This is a genomic window from Intrasporangium sp. (assembly GCF_032907665.1).
In the GTDB taxonomy this organism is placed as follows: Bacteria; Actinomycetota; Actinomycetes; order Actinomycetales; family Dermatophilaceae; genus Intrasporangium.
This window is the reverse complement of sequence record NZ_JAJJPG010000008.1, coordinates 19,444-40,206: the sequence shown is the minus strand read 5'-3', so window position 1 is coordinate 40,206 and position 20,763 is coordinate 19,444. Positions and strand designations below refer to the sequence as shown.

20 protein-coding genes are annotated in these 20,763 nt (G+C 70.0%); 6 read left to right on the top strand and 14 right to left on the bottom strand.

Going from position 1 to position 20,763, the window contains the following annotated elements:
* Positions 1–123: 123 nt before the first annotated feature.
* The gene (locus LOY02_RS02655) at positions 124–1,221 is read left to right on the top strand and encodes an AI-2E family transporter (RefSeq protein WP_317180775.1); all 1,098 of its coding nucleotides are present in this window, start codon (positions 124–126) and stop codon (positions 1,219–1,221) included.
* Between the two features lie 135 nt (positions 1,222–1,356).
* On the opposite strand, the gene LOY02_RS02650 is transcribed toward LOY02_RS02655, so the two are convergent.
* The 3 genes from LOY02_RS02650 to LOY02_RS02640 all read right to left on the bottom strand — a co-directional run bounded on the left by LOY02_RS02650 (position 1,357) and on the right by LOY02_RS02640 (position 3,876).
* A complete protein-coding gene (locus LOY02_RS02650; RefSeq protein ID WP_317180774.1) occupies positions 1,357–2,916 on the bottom strand; it encodes an acyl-CoA synthetase in 1,560 nt (519 codons plus the stop codon).
* Between the two features lie 127 nt (positions 2,917–3,043).
* Positions 3,044–3,517, bottom strand: coding sequence for a hypothetical protein (locus LOY02_RS02645; RefSeq protein WP_317180773.1), 474 nt, complete (start codon positions 3,515–3,517; stop codon positions 3,044–3,046).
* Between the two features lie 71 nt (positions 3,518–3,588).
* Positions 3,589–3,876 (bottom strand): DUF1905 domain-containing protein, encoded by a 288-nt coding sequence (locus LOY02_RS02640; protein ID WP_317180772.1) that lies wholly within the window; start codon positions 3,874–3,876, stop codon positions 3,589–3,591.
* Positions 3,877–4,024: 148 nt separating this feature from the next.
* Between LOY02_RS02640 and LOY02_RS02635 the strand changes: the two genes are divergently transcribed.
* Complete coding sequence (locus LOY02_RS02635; protein ID WP_317180771.1) at positions 4,025–4,804, top strand: hypothetical protein; 780 nt, start codon at positions 4,025–4,027, stop codon at positions 4,802–4,804.
* On the opposite strand, the gene LOY02_RS02630 is transcribed toward LOY02_RS02635, so the two are convergent.
* Together LOY02_RS02630 and LOY02_RS02625 are read right to left on the bottom strand one after the other, a co-directional pair.
* Positions 4,746–5,741 (bottom strand): helix-turn-helix transcriptional regulator, encoded by a 996-nt coding sequence (locus LOY02_RS02630; RefSeq protein WP_317180770.1) that lies wholly within the window; start codon positions 5,739–5,741, stop codon positions 4,746–4,748. The two genes, LOY02_RS02635 and LOY02_RS02630, sit on opposite strands and share 59 nt — an antisense overlap.
* 328 nt (positions 5,742–6,069) lie before the next feature.
* The gene (locus LOY02_RS02625; protein WP_317180769.1) at positions 6,070–6,909 is read right to left on the bottom strand and encodes a sigma-70 family RNA polymerase sigma factor; all 840 of its coding nucleotides are present in this window, start codon (positions 6,907–6,909) and stop codon (positions 6,070–6,072) included.
* Positions 6,910–7,159: 250 nt separating this feature from the next.
* Here LOY02_RS02625 and LOY02_RS02620 point away from each other — a divergent pair, with 250 nt between their 5' ends.
* Complete coding sequence (locus LOY02_RS02620) at positions 7,160–7,531, top strand: hypothetical protein (RefSeq protein WP_317180768.1); 372 nt, start codon at positions 7,160–7,162, stop codon at positions 7,529–7,531.
* A 67-nt stretch (positions 7,532–7,598) separates the two neighbouring features.
* Here the strand turns inward: LOY02_RS02620 and LOY02_RS02615 are convergent, their stop codons facing one another.
* Genes LOY02_RS02615 through LOY02_RS02605 form a run of 3 tightly spaced genes read right to left on the bottom strand, consistent with a single transcriptional unit; the run spans position 7,599 to position 10,226 of the window.
* A complete protein-coding gene (locus tag LOY02_RS02615) occupies positions 7,599–8,279 on the bottom strand; it encodes a UdgX family uracil-DNA binding protein (protein WP_317180767.1) in 681 nt (226 codons plus the stop codon).
* A 22-nt stretch (positions 8,280–8,301) separates the two neighbouring features.
* On the bottom strand, positions 8,302–9,177 hold the full coding sequence (locus tag LOY02_RS02610) for an SDR family oxidoreductase (RefSeq protein ID WP_317180790.1): 876 nt from the start codon (positions 9,175–9,177) through the stop codon (positions 8,302–8,304).
* Between the two features lie 26 nt (positions 9,178–9,203).
* Positions 9,204–10,226: a TIGR03885 family FMN-dependent LLM class oxidoreductase gene (locus LOY02_RS02605; RefSeq protein WP_317180766.1), complete on the bottom strand. Its 1,023-nt coding sequence runs from the start codon at positions 10,224–10,226 to the stop codon at positions 9,204–9,206.
* Between the two features lie 147 nt (positions 10,227–10,373).
* On the opposite strand from LOY02_RS02605, the gene LOY02_RS02600 reads away from it, so the two are divergent.
* A complete protein-coding gene (locus LOY02_RS02600) occupies positions 10,374–12,059 on the top strand; it encodes an alpha-amylase family protein (RefSeq protein WP_317180765.1) in 1,686 nt (561 codons plus the stop codon).
* Between the two features lie 56 nt (positions 12,060–12,115).
* On the opposite strand, the gene LOY02_RS02595 is transcribed toward LOY02_RS02600, so the two are convergent.
* The 6 genes from LOY02_RS02595 to LOY02_RS02570 form a co-directional block, all read right to left on the bottom strand.
* Positions 12,116–12,769, bottom strand: a complete 654-nt coding sequence (locus LOY02_RS02595; protein ID WP_317180764.1) for a response regulator transcription factor — start codon at positions 12,767–12,769, stop codon at positions 12,116–12,118.
* Positions 12,766–13,878 carry a sensor histidine kinase gene (locus tag LOY02_RS02590; RefSeq protein ID WP_317180763.1) on the bottom strand — a complete coding sequence of 371 codons (1,113 nt, stop codon included), beginning with the start codon at positions 13,876–13,878 and terminating at the stop codon, positions 12,766–12,768. The genes LOY02_RS02595 and LOY02_RS02590 overlap by 4 nt, the downstream gene beginning before the upstream one ends.
* Before the next feature lie 7 nt (positions 13,879–13,885).
* Positions 13,886–14,710: an ABC transporter permease gene (locus tag LOY02_RS02585; protein WP_317180762.1), complete on the bottom strand. Its 825-nt coding sequence runs from the start codon at positions 14,708–14,710 to the stop codon at positions 13,886–13,888.
* On the bottom strand, positions 14,700–15,605 hold the full coding sequence (locus LOY02_RS02580) for an ABC transporter ATP-binding protein (protein ID WP_317180761.1): 906 nt from the start codon (positions 15,603–15,605) through the stop codon (positions 14,700–14,702). The genes LOY02_RS02585 and LOY02_RS02580 overlap by 11 nt, the downstream gene beginning before the upstream one ends.
* Before the next feature lie 193 nt (positions 15,606–15,798).
* Complete coding sequence (locus LOY02_RS02575) at positions 15,799–17,085, bottom strand: SGNH/GDSL hydrolase family protein (protein ID WP_317180760.1); 1,287 nt, start codon at positions 17,083–17,085, stop codon at positions 15,799–15,801.
* A 53-nt stretch (positions 17,086–17,138) separates the two neighbouring features.
* The gene (locus LOY02_RS02570) at positions 17,139–17,540 is read right to left on the bottom strand and encodes a hypothetical protein (protein ID WP_317180759.1); all 402 of its coding nucleotides are present in this window, start codon (positions 17,538–17,540) and stop codon (positions 17,139–17,141) included.
* Positions 17,541–17,736: 196 nt separating this feature from the next.
* Here LOY02_RS02570 and LOY02_RS02565 point away from each other — a divergent pair, with 196 nt between their 5' ends.
* Complete coding sequence (locus LOY02_RS02565) at positions 17,737–18,186, top strand: DUF6098 family protein (RefSeq protein WP_317180758.1); 450 nt, start codon at positions 17,737–17,739, stop codon at positions 18,184–18,186.
* Positions 18,187–18,270: 84 nt separating this feature from the next.
* Positions 18,271–20,700, top strand: a complete 2,430-nt coding sequence (locus LOY02_RS02560) for a TIM-barrel domain-containing protein (RefSeq protein ID WP_317180757.1) — start codon at positions 18,271–18,273, stop codon at positions 20,698–20,700.
* Positions 20,701–20,763 lie beyond the last annotated feature (63 nt).

Below are 20,763 nucleotides of genomic sequence, written 5' to 3'. Positions count from 1 at the left end.
CGACGAGGTGCGTGGTCGGAATGTCAGGTCAGGGAGTGACGCGGGTGCGCGCCCGTCGGGGCACCCACGGACGCCGTCGGCGTGTGCCGCCACGAGGGCGACTCGCTGTGGAAGAGTTCGGCCATGAGCGAACTGCAGCGCCCAGCGGCCCCTCCGGGTCCGTGGCAGGACCGGCTGGGTCGCGCCTCGATCCGCAGCCTCCAAGCCCTCGTTCTGCTCACCCTCGTCGTCATCGTCGTGTGGGTCGGTGTGCAGCTCCGGCTCGTCGTCGTCCCCCTCCTCATCGCTGTCCTCATTGCCGCGGCCGCGAGCCCGGTCGTGGGCTGGCTCCACCGCCGCGGGCTCCCGCGGGCGCCGTCGGTCTGGGTCACCCTGCTCGCCGGTTTCGCGGTGCTGGGCGGCCTCATCTGGGCGGTGGCGAGGGCGGCGCAGGACCAGTGGGGCGAGCTGGCCGAAGGCGCCCGTCAGGGCGTCCAGGAGCTCGAGCGGTTCCTCGCACAACCACCCCTCGGTCTCGACCGCGAACGGCTCGAGGAGCTCTGGTCACAGGCGGGCGAGGTCCTTGCCGGTCCCCAGGGGCGCAGTGTGCTCACGGGCGCGACCCTCGTCGTGGAGATCATCGCGGGCATCTTCCTCGGCCTCGTCCTGCTCTACTTCCTCCTCAAGGACGGCACGCGGATCTGGAACTTCCTGCGCGACGAGCTGCTCCCCGATCGCCACGCAGCGCGGTTCGACCGGGTGGCGGACGAAGCGGTCCTGACGCTCGGCGGCTACGTCCGGGGCACGGCTCTCATCGCGCTCGTGGAGGCGACGATCATCGGCGTCACCGTCGCCGTCCTCGGCGTGCCGCTCGCGCTCCCCATCGCGATCGTCGTCTTCATCGGGGCCTTCATCCCGCTGCTCGGCGCTACCGCGGCGGGCACCCTCGCAGCCCTCATCGCCCTGGTCAGCAACGGGCTCGTGGCCGCTCTGGTGCTCGTGGCGGTGGTCATCATCGTCAACCAGCTCGAGGGCGACGTGCTCTCACCGATCGTGCTCGGCAAGACCTTGTCGCTGCACCCTCTGGCCATCCTGCTCGCCCTGTCGGTGGGGACCATCTCCGCCGGCATCATCGGCGCCATCCTGGCGGTTCCCTTTGCCGCCGTCACGTGGTCGGCGATCACGACGTGGCGCAGCACCGGCGCCACCGAGATCAACGAGTCCCTCACCCCTCCTTCGTGAGGCCACTGGGACACCAGCCACGTCCAGCCCGCTTCTCCGTCGGCGATCTCGACGCGGCGGGCAACGTCCTGGCGGTGGTGGAGGCACCCGGGCCGGCCTGCCTGACGATACGAACCCACTACCACTCGGACGCCGTCAGTGGATCAGCCGCCGCAGGTCGGCCCGCCGGAGCTTGCTGTTGGCCGTCCGCGGCAGCGCGTCGACGTAGACGATCTCCCGCGGCCGCTTGTAGGCGGCGAGGTGCTCAGCTGCGTGCGCGAGCAGGGCCGCGGGGTCCACGTCGTCGGGGTTGTCAGCGTCGACGGGCACGACGAACGCGGCGATGATCCGCACACCGGGCCGCACCTCGACGTCGGTGACGCCCACCTCGGCGACGGAGGGGTGCCGTGCGAGGCAGTCCTCGACCTCGAGGGGCGAGACCCGGTAGCCCATCGCGTTCATGACGTCGTCGGCACGCCCGTGGAAGGTCACGTAGCCGTCAGGGTCGATCTCGACGACGTCGCCCCCGACGAACCACTCCCCCCGCATCACCTGCGCCTCCTCGTCGGGGCGCCGCCAGTAGCCGAGCATGAGCCCAGGGTCCGTGCGGTGAACGGCGAGCAGACCGGTCTCGCCGGGCGGGAGCGGCTCGACGCCGCCGTCGACGGGCAGCACCGTCACGCACCGACCCGGCTGGGGCCGCCCCGGGCTGCCCGGGCGCACGGGTGTCGCCGGCCCGGACGAGACGAACGTCGACACCTCGCTCATGCCCAGGGCCTCGTAGAGCTCGAGCCCGGTCACGTCCCGCCACTGGGCGAGGAGCGCCGCCGGGAGCGCCTCACCCGCGGTGACCCCGTGGCGCAGCGACGAGAGGTCTGCCGTCTCCAGGGACCGGCTCCGCAGCAGCTGTCGGTAGACGCCGGGGACCGCCGCGAAGATCGTCGCCCGGTGTCGCTCGATCAGACGCGCCCAGACGCCGGGATCACGGGCACCGTTGTAGATCAATGCTGTTGCGGCATTCGCCCACGGGTCCGTGAGCCCGACGCCGAGCGTGTACGTCCAGTTGAAGGCCCCCGCGTGAAGCAGCACGTCCCCGGGTCGCAGCCCGAGCCACGCGTCGTGCATCGGTCGTCGTCCCCAGACGGAGCGGTGGGCGTGGAGCACCCCCTTGGGCCGCCCGGTCGTCCCCGACGTGTAGACGAGGAACGCCGGGTCGTCGGCGCGAGTGATGGCGTATGCCGCTGGGCTGGCCTCCGCTCGCCAGCGGGCGACGCTCTCGGGCGAGATCCGCGAGACCCCGGGCGGCAGGTCCACGGCAAGGGCGTCGCTGGCGGCGACGGCCAGGGCGCCGGAGTCCTCGACGAGGAAGCGCACCTCGTCGGCCGTGAGCTGGGGCGAGGTGGGCAGCGCGACGATCCCGGCGGCCATGGCCCCGAAGTGGAGCAGGGCGTAGTCGCTCGTGTTTCCCAAGCGGATCAGGAGCCGATCGCCGGGCGCGAGCCCATGGTCGAGCAGACCAGCGGCAACGGACCGGACGGCGTCGTCGAGCTCGGCGAAGGTCCACCGCTCGGCCTGGTCGGGCGGGTCCCCCGCATCGGTCACGACGACGAGGGCATCCCGGTCGGGGGCCGTGGCGGCGGAGCGGCCGACGGTGAGCTCGGCGAGGTTCAGCTGCTCCGGGGCGGGTGCGCCGGTGTAGCCGCTCGTCGATGACATCCCGACAGCCTAGACACCGAGCGACCAACGCCGCCGGTGCGGGAGGCGCGGTCTGCGTGGGACCGAGCCCAGCGGCATACGGCCACGCGGGCAGGCCCAGCCCGCACGAAAGCAGGACGTCGGGACCTCAGCGCTGCGCGGCAGCGAGGTCCTGCACCAGCCGCGGGGTCCGCCACGTCGTCACGCTGGCGAACCACCTTCGCAGCGGGTACGAGAGCCGGACCACGAAGTAGTTGGCATACTCCACCACGCCGAAGAACCAGATCCCCACAGCGAGCACACCGATGCCGGATCGCTCCGGCCACCACGTCAGGACCCCTACCAGGCCGGCCGCGAGGAGCACGACGTCGCCGACCCGGAAGGTCCGATAGAGCCGCGCCGTCGCTGCGGGCATCGGCGCGCGCCCCACCCAGTCCCGGGCCAGGAGCCAGTACGCGCCGGCCTGGACGAGCACGACGAGCAGCGGCACGAGAGCGGACCAGACGGCGAGCGCGTCACGACCGGCACCGAGTCGGGTGACGGTCAGGTTGCTCGCCACGACGAGGAAGAGGAAGGCCGAGGCGAGCTCCCCGAGGCCCAGGCTCAGATACCTGCGCCGCATCCTCGCACGGTCTGCCCCGGCGCGATCGGGCGCATCGGGGTATGGCCCGTCGGGGTCAGACATCCGCAGGGTCAGACATCGAGGGTGAGGCGCAGGGCGACGACGTCGCCGAGCTCGAGGGACTCTGCCGAGCGAACCCGGTCCTTGAGCGGCACGAGGAAGCGCCCGTCCTTGGGGAAGAGCGACGTGGTGAACTCGGTCTGCCCCACCTGGGCCGTGACCGGGATGACGCCCCAGCCATACGTGAGCAGCTCCTTCGCGGCTTCGATCTGCGCCGACTCCTCGGGCGGGACGCGAACGAAGTGGAACGGCGCGGGTCCTCGCCACCAGATGATCTCGCCGCTGAACTCGAGTTCCACCCGCCCAGCGTAGGCGGGTGCACCCCAGCCGGACGGTATCGATGCCGTGGCACCTGAGCGAGCCCCGCGGCATACGACGTGGAAACGGGGACGCCGGCCGACAAGGAGGCGGACACTGCTGGGAATGAAAGCGCACCAGGGAGGCGCCATGACCGCTCACGAGCAGAAGAAGGCCGAGCCAGCCTTGCCCGAGCCCGCCGTGCCCGAGCCACCCCCCGTCGAGGCCGCGCCACCCGTTCTGCGCCCGGAGGTGGCGTCCCTGCTCGCCACGGAGCACTGGAGTCTGCTCGGCACCCGCAGCCTGACCTGGAACGAGATCATGAGCCGGATCACGATCTACCTCACGGTGGTCTCGGCCTTCCTCGTGGTGCTCGCGCTGGTCGCCTCGGCCACCGGGCTCGGGGTGACGTTCCGGGTGATGTCCATCGGCTTCGCAGCAACGGCCCTGGTCATGGGGACCCTGACGAGCCTCCGCGTCGTCAACGCGAGCAACGAGGACGCCCAGCTGGTGCGGGCCATGAACCGACTGCGGCGGGCCTACGTCGAGCTCGCGCCGGAGATCGAGCCCTACCTCACCGCGTCCACGCACGACGACGAGTCCGGCCTCCAGGCGACCTATGCCCTGGGGATGCGGCGCAGCGGGGCGTCGCACTTCATCGCCAGCACGGCGTTCTTCCTCATCACCGTCAACACCCTCGTTGCCGGCACGCTCGGGGCCCTCATCGCTGCGGCGGCGGGAACGCCGACGCCCGTGACAGTCTCCCTCGGCGTCGCCACCGGTCTCGCCTACCTCGGTGGCCAGATGGAGCTGGCGCGCCGCCAGTTCGGGATCCTGCTCGTGGACGTTCGGTTTCCGTCCCCCGAACCCGTCAGCTCGCGAGGGTCTGGCTCGGGGCCTCGCCGAACGCGTCGCGGTAGTACGACGTGAAACGGCTCGACCCGCTGAAGCCCCACTTCGACGCGACCTCTGTGACCGTGACGCCGTCGTCGGGTCCGGCGAGCTCGAGCTCCTCGTGGACTCGGGCCAGACGGACTCGCCGCAGGTAGGCCATCGGCGTCGTGTCGAGGTGCCGCCGGAAGGCGAGCTGGATCGCCCGTGGCGTCACTCCTGCTGCGGCAGCGATGTCCGCAACGGTGAGGTCGGTGTCGGCGCGCTCCTCGACGAAGGTGACAGCGTCCCGGACGGTCTCCGCCGTGAGGGGCAGGTCCCGAGCGGGCGCGGCCGGCTCCATCGTCGTGTTGGGGAACGTCGACAGAGCGACGGCCGCGAGGAACCGCGCTGACTCTCCCACGACGAGGGGCGTGACCGAGGACCCCGGACCGCCGATGAGCGTCCGTGCCACGTGTTCGACGGTCTCCTGCCAGTGGCGCTCTGCTGCGCGACTGACGGGCCGACTCCCCGTGAAGACGACGTCGGTGACCCCCGTCGTGGCTGACGCGACGTCGCGCAGCAGGGCCAGGTCGACACGCACGCAGCGGGCTCGGGGTTCGTCGCCGGTCCAGTCAACTCGACTGGCCTCGGCCGCCGGAACCACGCACGCGGACTCGCCCGGGCCGATCTGCTCCCGGACGTCGCTCGTCTCGTAGCTGAGCAGCCCGCGCTCGCCGGTGACGAAGAGCGCCGATCCGCGCGCGTCGGCAGGACCGGTCGGCGCCAGCTCCGCCGAGAGGCCAGAGCCTGAGAGGTCGACGAAGGAGAACCGACCTGCTTCGGTGCGGGTGACCGAGAAGTAGTACCCGTCGGGACCGTCGACCAGGCGAAGAGGGGCATCGAGCTCCTCCGCGCAGATCCGCTCGATCTCGACCGGGTCGGTCGCCGTGAAGGCAACCTGGTGGATGGTGCTCGTGATGCTCGATGGGGACATGTTCAACTCCAAGGCTGACGTGTCCGAGGGCCGTGGTTTGACCCATCAGCTGCCGTCTCCGGCAAACTGACCTTCAGAGCCTATACCACCTCCGTGCCGGATGGGGAGGTGTGCACCCTGGCCGTTGTCTCGCCAGCGCGCGGGCCGACACGACAACACGCCCGGCAATCACGTGCTGAACCCTGAAATGTCGAGTATCAGCTGTGCATTGCCGGGCGTGTTGCGGGGGGTGCCGCGGACCCGGGGAGAGGGACGGGGCCGCGGCCGGGGGGCGGCGGTTGGCCGGGCTGCGCTGCTCGAAGGCCCGACCGGTGGCCGATGGGACGGCTCAGGCGGCCACGGCCTCCTTGGCGTCCTCGACGGTGACACCCATCTGCGTGCGGAGCTTCTCGAGGACCGCGCGCACGAGGCGGGACACCTGCATCTGGCTGACGCCGAGCGACAGGCCGATCTCCTTCTGCGTCATCCCGTCGACGAACCGCATCTGGAGCAGCTCGCGCTCCTTCTGCGACAGGCTGTGCAGGGCGGTGGCGAGCGAGACCCGGTCGGCCGCCGTCTCGAGCTCCTCCTGCGGCTCGGCGAGGCTCTCTGCGAGGGAGCGGGACTCGTCGTCGCCGAAGGTGAGGTCGAGCGAGAGCGGGTGGTAGCTGTGCTCGGCCGACAGGCACTCGTTGACCTGCTCGGGCTCGACCCCGACCTCGCCTGCGAGATCGTGGGCGGTGGGACTCGTGCCGTGCTCCTGCTCCCAGTGCTCACGCGCGAGGCGCAGCACGGGACCGAGCTCCTGGAGCCGGCGCGGTGGGCGAACCATCCAGCCGTGGTCACGGAAGTGCCGCTTCAGCTCGCCCGAGATGGTCGGGAGGGCGTAGCCGATGAACGACGTTCCCGGTCCCGGCTTGTAGCGGCGGATCGCGACGACGAGGGCGAGCCTCGCGACCTGGACGAGGTCCTCGGTCGGGATGCTGCGCCCGGCGTAGCGGGCTGCGACCCCGTCGCAGAGGTCGAGGTGGAGCCGGACGATCTCTTCGGTGAGCCTTTCGCGCTCCGCGCAGTTCGTTGTACGCGAGAGCTCGAGGAGCAGCTCCTCCGCCTTCCGGTCCCGCTCGACGAATCGGCCGCTACGGCGGCGGATCGGGGTGGGGTGGGTGGTGGGGGTAACGGACTTCATGCGTGACATGACTCATCTCCTGCGTGTGCGGGTGACGGAGTCAGCTCGTGGTTGAACCGCTCGTGAAGTCCCCTCAACCTTGGCGGGGAGGCGAAGCAGGCGACCACCACGAGAACGAACACTTTGTCTGCGCGCACCCCCCGAAAACGAAGTGTCGGAGCGGTTTGGCCCGTTTTCGCCGCCGTTTCGTCCGGGTGCCGGCCGGGTAGCGGCGCACGAGAAGTGGGGAGAAGCGACGAGAGGAGCTGTCATGAGTGTGACGAGTTTCCAGGACCTGCCCCTGGCCGACCGCGAACGAGAGTGGGACGGCGACGCCGCGGAGCAGCGCGTCCGTGACTGGGCCGGCGCGGAGGACGGTCCGAATGAGAAGTACCGTGACGCGCACGTCTGGTACGACGCGGACAACAAGGACAACTTCACGGCGTACAAGCTGCTCATCGCCGACGTGGTCGACGGCCGGCTCAAGGCGGTGCCACGCGGGGTGATGGCGGCGGCAGCAGTGATGCAGGGCTCGCGGGGTGGCGTCGACCTGCCGGACCGGGACCGCGAACGGGTGCGAAGCCACCTCGCGAAGTACTACGCCAAGTGGGGAGAGCAGGCGCCGTGGGAACGGGATGACTGAGAGACAGACGAGCACGTATGCCGCTGAGCGGGTTTCGACTCTCCGCGGCCACCCAGCCCTCCCGAGGTCAGCGCCGGGCGAGCAGCTCCCGGGCCACGACGAGGTCCGCCACGAGAGCCGCACGGTCCTTCTCGCGCTCGCGAGAGCGCAGGACCGACGAGGGATGCGCAGTCGCAACTGCCGCGGACGGTCCCGCGCCCATCTGCTCGGCCGGCCACTCGAGGGCTCGACCGCGCGTCGCGCCCACGCGGAAGGTGGGCCCATAGACCGCCTGGCCGGCGGTGCTGCCGAGGATGATGACGATCTCGGGCCTGACGAGCTCGAGCTCGGCGAGCAGCCATGGCTCGCACGCCGCGACCTGCCATCGCACCGGTGACCGGTGGATCCGCTTCCCGCCCTTCACGACGTGGCGGAAGTGCTTGACGACATTCGTGCGGAAGGTGCCGGCGGGGTCGATCCCGGCCTCGACCAGGGCACGGTCGAGCAGGCGCCCGGCAGGGCCGACGAAGGGCAGCCCCGCGAGATCCTCCTTGTCACCCGGCTGTTCGCCGATGAGCATGAGCCGCGCCGGGACTGGGCCGTCGCCCATCACCCCCTGAGTGGCGTCACGAAAGAGGTCGCAGCCGCGGCAGTCGTCGACGGCGCCCCGCAGACGCGGCAGCGTCGCTCGCTCCGGCACGAAGGGCTCCGCGCCGGGGTACTCAGCACTCGTGGGAGGCAAGGTCCAGTTCTCCCAGCCCAGCGGCATACGGCGTGATGGGCCGGCCGACCTAGAAGACTGCTCCACCGCCGGTGACGCCGACGACGGTGCCTGAGACGTAGCTCGCGTCGGACGGCGAGGCGAGGAAGACGAAGGCGGGGGCCACCTCGCCAGGCTGGCCCGCCCGGCCCAAGGGGGTGTCCGATCCGAACGTCTCGATCTTGTCCGTCTCCCGGGTCGCCGGTTGCAGCGGCGTCCAGATCGGCCCCGGCGCCACGGCGTTGACCCGAATCCCCTTGGGGCCCAAGGACTGTGCGAGGTTTACCGTGAGGTTGTTGAGCGCTGCCTTCGTCGCGGCGTAGTCGAGCAGGGCCGGCGAGGGGTCGTAGGCCTGGATCGAGGTCGTGTTGATGATCGACGACCCCGGCCGGAGGTGGGGCAGCGCGGCCCGCGAGAGCCAGAGCACGGCGTGGAGGTTGGTGCGCATGACTCGCTCGATGTTCTCGTCCGTCAGGCTCTCGAGGCCCTCGGCCGGACCCTTGTCCCAGTGGAAGCCGGCATTGTTGACGAGGATGTCGAGGCCTCCGAGCCCGTCCACCGCGTCCGTGACCACCTGGTCGCAGGTCTGGCGCTCGGTGAGGTCACCGGGGACGAGCACCGCGTTGCGCCCGGCCTTGCGCACCCACGAGGCCGTCTCCTCGGCGTCGGACTGCTCATCCGCCAGATAGTTGATCGCGACATCGGCGCCCTCCCGGGCGAACGCGATGGCGACCGCACGACCGATGCCCGAGTCGCCACCCGTGATGAGGGCCCGGAGCCCCTCGAGCCGGCCGTGGCCGACGTAGGTCTCCTCCCCGTGGTCCGGGGGCGGGTCCATCCTCGTCGTCAGTCCGGGCGGGTCCTGCTGCTGCGGGGGGAAGCCGCCCTTGTCGTCGTTGCGCACCATGGCGGCGGCGCGCTCTCCGATGCTGGTCACGATGTGCTCCTTCCGGTGGTGCCTCCGGCCGCCCCGGCGAGGGGCCCGGCCCCGCGCGGGGCGTCCGCGAACTGCGGGAGGACCTCGGAGCCGAAGGCGTCGATGAAGGCGGACTGGTCGGTGCCGACGAAGTGCACCATCACGGCGTCGAAGCCGTCCTCGAGACCCTGACGGATCCGCGCGGCATGCGACTCCAGGTCGCTCGACACGTGCACGGCGCGCTTGACGTCGTCCTCGGTGACGTGGCGGCCGAGCTCATCGAACGCCTCCACGGAGTCGGTGTCCCAGGCCACCGGGGACCCGAAGACGTTGCTGCGCCACTGGCTCATCGCGATGTCGAGGGCCTCGTCCTCCGAGGGTGCCCAGCTCACGTGCAGCTGGAGACGTGTCTGCCCCCGTCCGCCCTTGGCGCGATAGGCCTCGAGCGCCTTGCGGTCCCCGCCCTCCTGCTGGTTGACCGTGATGAGCCCGTCCGCCCACCCGGCGGCCCGCCCCGCGGTCCCGCTGCTCACCGCAGCGGCCACGAGATCGGGCCGGGTGCTCGGCCGGGACCACACCTTGGCCCGGTCGACCGTGATGAGACCGTCGTAGGAGACCTCCTCCCCCTCGAGGAGCCGGCGGATGACGTCGGCGCACTCCAGGAGCCTGCGGTCGCGCAGCTCCTTGCGGGGCCAGCCGTCCCCGGTCACGTGCTCGTTGACGGCCTCGCCGGAGCCGAGCGCGGCCCAGAAGCGGCCGGGGAACATCTCGCCGAGGGTGCCGATGGCCTGGGCCGTGATGGCCGGGTGGTAGCGCTGGCCCGGGGCCGTCACGACCCCGAAGGGCAGGCTCGTCGCGTTGAGGGCGGCACCGAGCCACGACCAGGCGTAGCCGGACTGGCCCTGGTCCGTGCTCCATGGTGCGAGGTGGTCCGAGCACATCGCAGCGGTGAAGCCTGCCGCCTCGGCATGCTTGACGTCCTCCAGCAGCTGGGACGGTGCGATCTGCTCGTGCGAGCAGTGGAACCCGATGGTGGGCATCCGGAATCGGTCCTTCTCGTCGGGGGCTCTCAGGTGCAGCAGCCGTCTACCCGCCGCAAGTCCCGCCGAAACCCCAGCCGACGTGCGCAAAGGCGCGGTTCGGGGGCTCTCGTGGGGATCCCACGGGGAGTGGGTACCGACTCACTCATGAGAATGAGCCAGACAGGTGACCTGTGGTGGAAGACCGCGGTGCTCTACTGCGCCGACGTCCAGACGTTCTACGACTCCGACAGCGACGGCGTCGGAGACCTGCGAGGGATGACCGAGCAGATCGAGTACCTCGCGGACCTCGGCATCACCTGCCTGTGGCTCATGCCGATCTACCCGACCCCGTCGAAGGACGACGGCTACGACATCACCGACTTCTACGGCGTGGACCCGCGGCTCGGCACCCACGGCGACTTCGTCGAGCTCGTCCGCACCGCGAGCGCGCACGGCATCCGGGTCATCGTCGACTTCGTCATGAACCACACCTCGGACCAGCACCCGTGGTTCAGGTCGGCCCGACGCAGCAAGGACGACCCCTATCGCGACTACTTCGTCTGGAGCCCCACGAAGCCCAAGACGAACCCGAAGGACATCATCTTCCCGGACCAGGAGGACAGCCTCTGGGAGCTCGAGCCGCGAACGGGCGAGTACTACCTGCACCACTTCTACAAGCACCAGCCGGACCTCAACGTGCTCAACCCCGACGTGCAGGAGGAGATCGCACGGACGATCGGCTTCTGGCTCGAGCTCGGCGTCTCCGGGTTCCGGGTCGACGCTGTGCCGTTCCTCTTCACACCGGACACGGTGCCGGCCGACGGCCACACCGTCTCGTTCGACCCGAAGCGCTACCTCGGCGACATCCGCAAGTACGTCACCCGGCGCCTCGGCGACGCGCTGCTCCTCGGGGAGGTCAACCTGCCCTATCAGCAGCAGAAGACCTACTTCGGCGGCGACGACGGGGACGGGCTCAACATGCAGTTCGACTTCGCCGCGATGCAGGCGCTCTACCTGGCCCTCGCCCGCGAGGACTCGCGACCCCTCGAGAGAACCCTGCGCCGACGGCCGAAGATGGACGTCACGAGCCAGTGGGCCAACTTCGTGCGCAACCACGACGAGCTCACCCTCGACCAGCTCACCGACGAGGAGCGGCAAGAGGTCTTCGACGCCTTCGGCCCGGATCCAGACATGCAGCTCTTCGGTCGGGGCCTGCGCAGGCGCGTGCCCTCGATGGTCGGTGGCGACCCCCGCCGCCTGCGCCTCATCTATTCGATCATGTTCTCCCTGCCCGGCACCCCGGTGCTCTTCTACGGCGAGGAGATCGGGATGGCGGAGAACCTTGAGGTGCCCGGCCGACTCTCGGTGCGCACCCCGATGCAATGGGGCGACGACCCGCAGGGCGGCTTCACCGATGCCCCGCCTCGCAAGCTCACCCGCCCCTTCCCCGACGGGCTCTACTCTCCCGAGCGCATCAACGTCGCCTCCCAGCGACACGACCAGGACTCGCTGTGGTGGTTCATCCGCAACCTCATCCGGCTGAGGCGGCAGTACCCGCAGCTGGGCTGGTCGACCGTCGAGGTGCCCCGGACGAAGCCCCACAGCGTCCTCGCCCACATTGCCCGCGAGGAGGACGGCTGGACGATGCTCGCCCTGCACAACCTCGCCCCCGAGAGCTGCCTCGTGGACGTCGCCCTCGGCGACGTCGAACCCGGCTCCACGCTCGTCGACCTCGTCAACGACCGCAGCGAGCACCCCATCCCCAAGGACGGCAAGCCGCAGCTCGAGATCGAGGGCTACGGCTACCGCTGGCTGCTCCTGCGCCGACCCGGTGACCGTCCGCCGAAGTGAGCGAGTCCCCACGGGCCACGATGCCCTGGACCGAGAAGAGTTGACCTGCGGCCGGTTCAGTCGACCAGACCGGACTGGTGGGCGAACACGACGAGCTGTGCCCGGTCCCGCGCGGCCAGCTTGACCATCGCGCGGGAGACATGGGTCCGGGCCGTGGCCGGACTGACACAGAGGGTCTCGGCGATCTCGTCGTTGCTCAGGCCCTGCCCGACGAGCGCAACGATCTCCAGCTCCCTCGGAGTGAGGCTGGGCAGCTGCGGGTGGGGTCTCGGCTGCCGCGGGACCGCGGAGGCGAACGCACGGACCACGCGGCGCGTCACGGAAGGGGAGAGCAGCGCCTCCCCGGCAGCCACGACCCGGATCGCCTCGAGTAGCTGACCGGGGGGAGTGTCCTTGAGCAGGAACCCGCTGGCTCCGTAGCGCAGCGCGTCGAACACGTAGTCGTCGAGCTCGAAGGTCGTCAGCACGATGATCCGGGTGCGCGCGAGTCGCGGATCTGCCGTGATCCTGCGGGTCGCCTCGATGCCGTCGATCCCTGGCATCCGCACGTCCATGAGGACGACGTCCGCCAGGGTCGCGCGAGCCAGCTCCACCGCAGCGAGTCCGTCCGCGACCTCACCGACGACCTCCATGTCGTCCTCGGCCTCGATGAGGGACCGGAGACCGAAGCGCACGAGCTCCTGGTCGTCAACCAGCGCGACAGTGATCATCTGCCCTCCGCCCCCAGCGGCAGGATGGCGTGCACGACGAAGCCCCCCTCAGGCCGACGGCGTGCAGAGAACTCACCCCCGAGATTTTCCACCCGTTCCCGCATGCCGTCGATCCCGAACCCTTCCATGCTGGATTCGGGGGCATCGGGGTCGCCCCCGTTCAGGACCGTGACCTCCAGCCGTGCACCTGCATGGGCAACAGTGACGTGCACCGTGTCCGCGCTGGAGTGCCTCATGACGTTGGTGAGCGACTCCTGGACGACCCGGTAGGCCGCCAGGTCGACATCGGTCGGAACCGCTCTCGACGCGCCCTCCACCACGACACGGACGTCGATCCCCGCCTGCGCCATCCTCTGGGCCAGCTCCGGCAGTCGCGCGAGCCCCATGACCGGCCGGCGCTCCGGGTCGTGTCGGAACGTCGTCAGCGTGGCCCGCAGCTCGTCGAGGGCGGCAGCGCTCGTCCGGCTGATGGCATCCAGGGCCACCCCCGCGTGCTCGGGCTTCCGCGGCAGGAGGTGCAGGGCGACATCGGCCTGCATCTTGATGGCCGCCAGGCCGTGACCGACGACGTCATGCACCTCCTGCGAGACCCGCATCCGCTCTTCGTGCACGTGCTGTCGGATCAGCTCGCGACGGGCGCGCTCGGCCGACTCGACGCTCTGGCGCACCGCCACGCCCACCGCGACCGGAATGAGCACCCAGGCCGCTCGGGGGATGAGGATCTCCCAGACGCTCTCGAGACCGGCTTGGACGCCGACATGGACGAGCAGGAGCGCCAACGCGACCACCGCTGTCGGCACGACGTGGCGCAGCGGGCGGTATCGAGCCACCGAGTACATGCCCACGAAGAACGAGACCAGGATGGGGCTGTAGGGATAGCCGACCAGGAGGTACAGCGAGGTCGACGCGGTGATGACACCCGCAGTCACGACGGGCCAGCTCCGGCGCGCCAGGGTCAGCACCGCTGCGCCCACGGCCAGGGACAGTGCCCAGCCGTCCACCTCGCGTGACCGGGGCAGCTGTGTGGTCAGCACCCCGACGACGCTGCCAGCCACGAGGACCGCTGCGAGGGCCACGTCGAACGTGGGAGCGGTGCGCGCGCGAACCATCTCTCTCCTAGGCGATGTCGCGACGCCCGAGCAGCCAGCCGGCCGCGACCGTGAAGAGCAACAGGTACACCGAGGTGGTCGTCGCGGCTCGCTCCACCGCCACGATCGCCACGACCCCCGGCGTGTCGGCGTTTCCGCCGAGCGAGGCGATCAAGGATCCCGCATTCGGGCCCGGCATGAACGTCTGCATGGAGTCGACCCAGTCGATGAGCGGAGCAGCCAGGGTGGCGACGAGGTTCTGCACGGCCAGCAACCACACGAGTCCCAGGCCGATGGGCATCGCAACGGACCGGAAGCCGACCGCGAGGAGGACACCGAGGCTCCCCCACATCGCCGTGACGAGCCAGCCGCCGAGGAGCGCCAGGCCGAGCTCGCTCGCCGACGGCCAGCCCATCGGCACGTCCTCGCGGATCGCTATCAGGGCCGAGGCCAGGCCCCCCGTGAGGAAGAGTGAGAGGGTGATCGCCAGGGAGAAGGCGAGCAGCACGATCACCTTCGCGGCCAGCGCCTGACGGAGCGTGACGCCCTGCAGCACCACGGTCTTCCAGGTCGACCAGGCGTACTCGCTGCCGACCGCGAGGACTCCGAAGATCAGTGCCAGCGCTCCAACGAACAGGGCGCTTCCCGCGATGGAGTTGCCCACCAGGTTGCCGGGGAGCACCGACTCCAGGTCACGCTGGGCATTCGGCCCCGTCCCGAGACCGTTGGTGTTGCTCACGTACGGCACGACGTAGTTGAACAGCAGTCCCAGTGTCACGGCGACCACGACGAGCAGCCACGTCGCAGGGCGCCGGGTGGCCTTGAGCAGCTCGGCTCGCACGTCAGAGAGCACGATCACCACCCCCTCCCGTGAGCCGGAGGAAGGTCTCCTCCAGGTCGGGTTCACGCCACGCCAACCTGTGCACCTGAACGTCGGCGCGGACGAGCGCGGCATTCACGCGGGCTGCCTCCTGAGCCGCTGCCGTGAGGTGCAGGCTGCTCTGCCTCACCGCTACAGTGTCGTGCCCCAGGAGGTTGCGGGCGACCGACGCTGCCTCGGCCAAGGGGGTTGCCTCGATGACCAGGGTCCCCGCCTCGCCGCGCAGGGCGTCGACGGATGACTCGGCCAGGAGCCTGCCCTCGACGAGAATGCCCACTCGGTCGCAGATCTGCTCGACCTCGGCGAGGACATGGCTGGAGAGCAGTACCGTCACTCCGGCCGTGCGTAGTTCTCTGAGCAGCTCCCGGATCTCAACCATCCCTGCGGGGTCGAGCCCGTTGGTGGGCTCGTCCAGCACCAGCATCCGGGGGCGTTTGAGGAGCGCCGCAGCGATTCCCAGTCGCTGCTTCATCCCCAGCGAGAACTGGTCGAAGCGGGATCCCGCCCGGTCGGTCAGCCCCACCCGGTGCAGGGCCTCCTCGACGTGGTCGGCCGGCACGCCCGCGTGGTGGCTCAGCGCGACCAGGTTCTTCCGTGCGGAGAGGTAGGGGTAGAAGGCCGGGCCCTCGATGAGGGCTCCCACCTCGTCCATGGTGCCGCGGGCTGCCGGGTCCCTGCCCTTGATCCGCACGCTTCCGCTGGTGGGTCTGACGAGTCCCAACAGCATGCGAAGAGTCGTCGTCTTGCCCGCCCCGTTCGGCCCGAGGAAGCCGTAGATCTCCCCCTCGTGAACGGTCAGGTTCACCCCGTCCACGGCGGCCAGCTCTCCGTAGCGTTTGGTGAGTTCTCTTGTCTCTGCAGCTAACATGACCCGAATCTCGCAAACGACGACGTGGCACTCATCCGTTCGGTGTTGGCGTCGCACCTACGCAGCGAAACGTACGGCCGACGGCTCCTCCGGCGCACTGGGTTTGGGGTGCCGAAAGACACCCGCCCTTGCATGGTGCGGCACACAGCACGCCGGGGGTATCCGCCGATCGACGGATACCCCCGGAGCCGATTCAGGGCCGGCTGGGGATCGGTTCCAGAGCTGCCAGCACGGCCTGCGCCATGCGATGACGTCCCTCGTCGTTCGGGTGGATGTGATCACCCGAGTCGAGGGCTGGGTTCAAGGCGTCGGGATCCTCCGGGTCGGCCAGGACCTTCTCGAAGTCGACGACCCGGTCGTAGACCCCGCTCGTCCTGATCCACTCGTTCACCTCGTCCTTGATCCGCTCGTTGTCCGGCGAGTGGTAGCTGTGACCCTTCATCGGCGGCATGGTGCCGGCCACCGCCAGCAGACCGTGCTCGTGTGCCAGGCGGACGACCTCCCGGTGCGCCGCCATCAGCTGCTCCGCCGTCACGGCGGGGTTGGCTCCGCAGAACCCCTCTGGCCACCCAGCCGAGCCGATGTCGTTGAGTCCGATCGAGACGATGGCGACCTCGGCACCCGGTTGGGTGAGGACCTGGTCACGGAAGCGCTTGAGGCCGCTCTCCCCGAAGCAGGGCGAGTCGACGAGGAACTTGCTGCCGTCGATCCCGAGGTTCGCGACCGGACGAGGAGTGCCGCGGGCGGCGAGGAGCTCGGCCAGCTCGTCGGGGTAGCGGTTGTTCTCGTCGAGTGCCGTGCCTCGTCCGTCCGTCAGCGAGTCGCCGAAGGCGACCACCGTGCCGGGAGCCTCTGCGGGTCCGTCGGCATGCACACCGTTCAGGAGGTACCAGGACGTGCTCGTCTCGTCGAAGTCGGTGCTCCGCGGATCGAACCGGTGGTCACCGTCGGCCCGGTAGCTCGTTGCGTTCGCACCGGCGTGGTAGGTGGCCGGCCCGGTGGGCTCCCTGAGGTACAGCGTCACCGTGACGCTCTCCAGCGCCTGAGTCGGGAACGCCACCGGGTCCGAGGTCAGGCCTTCCCCCGGCGGGATGGTGGTGGCAGTCCTGCCGTCGAACTTGAGGGGTCGAAGGGATCCACGATCGACGGTCGCTCCCCCCTCGCTCCTGGCGATCGTCGCTCCGGCGATCTGCAGCGGCTGCGTCCCGTATCGGTTGGTCAGGCTGATCCGAAGTCGCGAGCCTCCGCTGCTGAGGCGGATCACCTGCCTGAGCGTCTGGTCCTGGAAGCCCGCCTTTGACCAGTCGTTCGGCCAGAAGGGCTGCCTCGGGTACTGCTCGGCGGCCGCCCAGGAGGCAGCCCATGGGGTCGATGTCGCCGAGGCCTCCGCCTGCTCCAGGGCATGGGCGGGAGCGGTTGCCGTGAGTGTCGCCAGCAGCGCTGCCCCAACGGTCAGGACTCGGGTTGTTCGTGTTCGCACAGGACCTTTCCTTGTTCTCGTCTTGCCTGGCTCTCGTCTTTCGGTGTTGTTCGTCATCGAAGGGCTTCCTCGAGGTCGCGTCCGCGACCGTGGAAGGCGTGCTTCGAGGCAAGCCCGCAGAACGCCAGGGCACCGAGCAGGGCCAGGACCTGCAGCGCGCTGCCGGTGAACACCAGCACTGCCCCGGGGTCCGCCAGCTGGTTCCGCAGGTTGGGGGTGACGATCCCGCCGATGGTGATGAAGACGGTCACCGCCGCAGCGGCCACGACGACCCACCGTGCGTGGACGAAGGCGACGAGGGCGGCGGCGGCCAGCAGGATCAGCAACCCTGGCGGGACCGTGGGGTAGTCCGCTCCGCCGAGGATCTGCACGGCGATCCCGGCCGCTGCGGCGGTGAGGCTGCCGGCGGCCTCCCAGCGGAACGGGGATCTTCGAACGGGTGATGACGTGGGCACGAGCCCTCCAATCTCTTGTGGTGGCAGTTGCCTCGAGTGTTGGACCGGCGCGGACTCGACACGTCATACGCCGGTCGACATCTCGGCTGCGTTCCCGGACGTAGGGCCTCGTTCGGCGAACCTCGCCGGCGCCTCTCGTACCGAGCGGAGCAGCGGTCCTGCGCGCGTGCCCTCCTGATCTGGGTACGTGCACGTGGTGGAGACCATTGAGACCTTCGACGAGCTCGTCGAGATCGCCCGCCTGCGCGCGCCCGTGTACATCCGGTTCTCGGCGGGTCCCGGACCGGATGCGGAGAGGGCGAGCCGCGACGTCGAGGCTGACGTCAGCCTTCCCGGTCTCCCCGTCGCCAGCCTGAGCCCGGAGCCGTGGTGGACCCGGCCCGACGAGGACTGGGTGGCCAGGCGTCTGTGCAAGTACCTCGACCTCCAGCAGCAGGCCGACCCGCCCGAAGGGCAGCAGGAGGGTGACCGTCGACCGTGGTTGCTCGCCGGGGTCCTCGTCGGCTCAGGAACCGACCATGAGCCGCTCGTCGGCGCGGTGGAGGCCATCGCGTGGGTCGGTCACGAAGCCATCGAGATGGCCGAGGAGGTCTACCGGAGCCGATTCCACGGCGTGGGTGGCACGACCAGCGAGGGCTCGCCCTGACCCAGGCCGCGTGCGGCCACAGTGGCCCGGCATAGGTTGGAGGAGCTGACCCCCGCCTGCTCCGACCGGCCCATGAGGAGAAGCATGCTGCAGACCGACCACTTCATCCGTTTCGACCGGGTTGCCTCGGTCGAGCAGACCGACCACGGGCTGCTCGCGGACGTCCACACCGAGCAGCTGCGGATCGACGTCGTCCGCGACGACGTCGTCCGCATCAAGATGAGCCGCGGCGGCCGATTCGACGAGTCCCCGACGTATGCCGTGAGCGTCGACCCGCTTGAAGGCGCTGGTGCCGGGGGGGTCGAGTTCCGGTACGAGCAGGACCGGGAGCGCGTCCGGCTGGTCACCGACTCCCTTGTCGTCACGCTGTGGCTCGACCCGTTCCGCGTCGACGTGCACCGCAGCGACGGCACGCCGGTCATCGAGAGCGCCGCGGACGCCGATGGACGCTACTGGACCTACGCCACACTGAACGACGCCTTCACCGTACGGCGGCGGTGCGGGGGCGCCGACGCGATCTACGGCCTCGGCGAGAAGGGCGGTCGCCACAACCGCCGGGGACGTGACTTCACCCTGTGGAACACCGACGTGCTCAGCCCCCATGCATCGCGAGAGTTCACCGAGGGCCGCGAGCCGGGTGATCCCCGCGGCGACAGGACGAGCACCGAGTTCGACCCCTACTACGTCTCCGTGCCGTTCTTCCACCACCAGACCCACCCCGACGGCCAGATGGCCGGGTCGTTCATGGACAACGGCTACCGGGGTAGCTACGAGTTCAGTCCGGCCACGGAGTACCGCATCACCTTCGAGGGCGGGCAGTGGACGGAGTACGTCTTCGCCGGGCCCGACATGCCGACGATCCTCACGGCATACACCTGGCTCACGGGCCGCATGCCCCTCCCCCCGCTGTGGGCCCTTGGCTACCACCAGTGCAGGTGGCACAAGTACGACCAGGCGGCCGTCGAGGCGCTCGGCCAGCGGCACCGCGACGACGACTTCCCCTGCGACGCGCTCTGGCTCGACATCGACTACATGGACGGCTACCGCGTGTTCACGTGGGACGAGGAGTCCTTCCCGGACCCGCAGGGCATGCTGAAGCGCCTGTCGGACCAAGGGTTCCGGGTCATCACGATCATCGACCCCGGGGTCAAGCACGAGCCCGGCTACTGGGTCTTCGACCAGGGCCTGGAGCGTGACGTCTTCTGCCGGACCTCGGGTGGTGACACGTACATCGGCCAGGTCTGGCCCGGCAACACGGCCTTCCCCGACTTCGCCACCAAGGAGGCCCGCACGTGGTGGGGCGAGCTCAACGCGGCGCACGTCCAGTCCGGGCTCGCCGGCATCTGGAACGACATGAACGAGCCGGCCACGGGGGACATCCCACCGCACGCGATGCGTTTCGAGCGCGGCACGCAGCCGCACGAGCGCTATCGCAACCAGTACGCCCTGCTCATGGCGATGGGCACGACCGAGGGCCTGCTCACGGCGATGCCGGAGCAGCGGACCTTCATCCTGTCCCGGTCGGGGTTCGCCGGGATCCAGCGCTACGCCGCCAACTGGATGGGGGACAACCAGGCCCGGTGGGACCACCTGTGGCTCGCCATCTCGATGGGCTGCGGTTTCGGCATCTCCGGACAGTCGTTCGTCGGCGCCGACATCGGCGGCTTCCAGGGCAACTCGAGCGCAGAGCTGTTCCTGCGCTGGATGCAGTTCGGCGCGCTCACGCCGTTCTGCCGCAACCACGCCGAGACGGGCAAGATCGACCAGTACGCGTGGGCCTTCGGTGAGGTCGTGCACGAGCTCGCGCGCGAAGCGATCCGGCTGCGCTACCGCCTCATGCCCTACATCTACGCCGCGTTCGTGCGCGCGTCGGAGACGGGGGAGCCGATCCAGCGGCCCCTCGTCTTCGACTACCAGTACGAAGCGGCCGTCCGTGACGTCGACGACGAGTACCTCTTCGGCCGCGACCTGCTCGTCGCGCCGGTCGACAAGCCCGGCATGACCGCGCGCCAGGTCTACCTGCCCACCGGAGGCTGGTACGCGTGGGAGTCGGACGAGCCGGTTACTGGCCGCGCGTACGTCATCGCAGCCACCCCCATGGACCGGATTCCCTTGTACGCCAAGGGGGGCGCAGTGATTCCCATGTGGCCCGACGCGCCAGAGTCGACCGCCGGCTACCATCCCGACCTCGTCGAGCTGCACCTGTTCGTCCCCCTCGGGGACGGTCGCTACGACTCGCTGCTCGTCGAGGACGACGGCCTCACCTTCGCGGCCCTCGAGGGCCGGCGACTGCGCACGACCCTCGTCGTCGAGCGAGCCGGGGAGAGCGTGTCGCTCGTGGCCGACGTCGAGGGTGAGGGTTACCCCGAGTTCCGACGAGAGGCCTTCCGGCTCGTCGTCCACGGCGCCGCCCCCGCGGTGGTCCACCACGACGGCGCCGACCTCGCGCCGGAGGACGGCGCCTTCATCCTGCCCAACACGGGCACCGGGTTCCGCGTCGAGTTCTCGGCCTGACGGCGGTGCCGTGTGCCGCCGGGCTCTGCCCCACGGCATACGACTCCCCCGGTCCACCGAGCC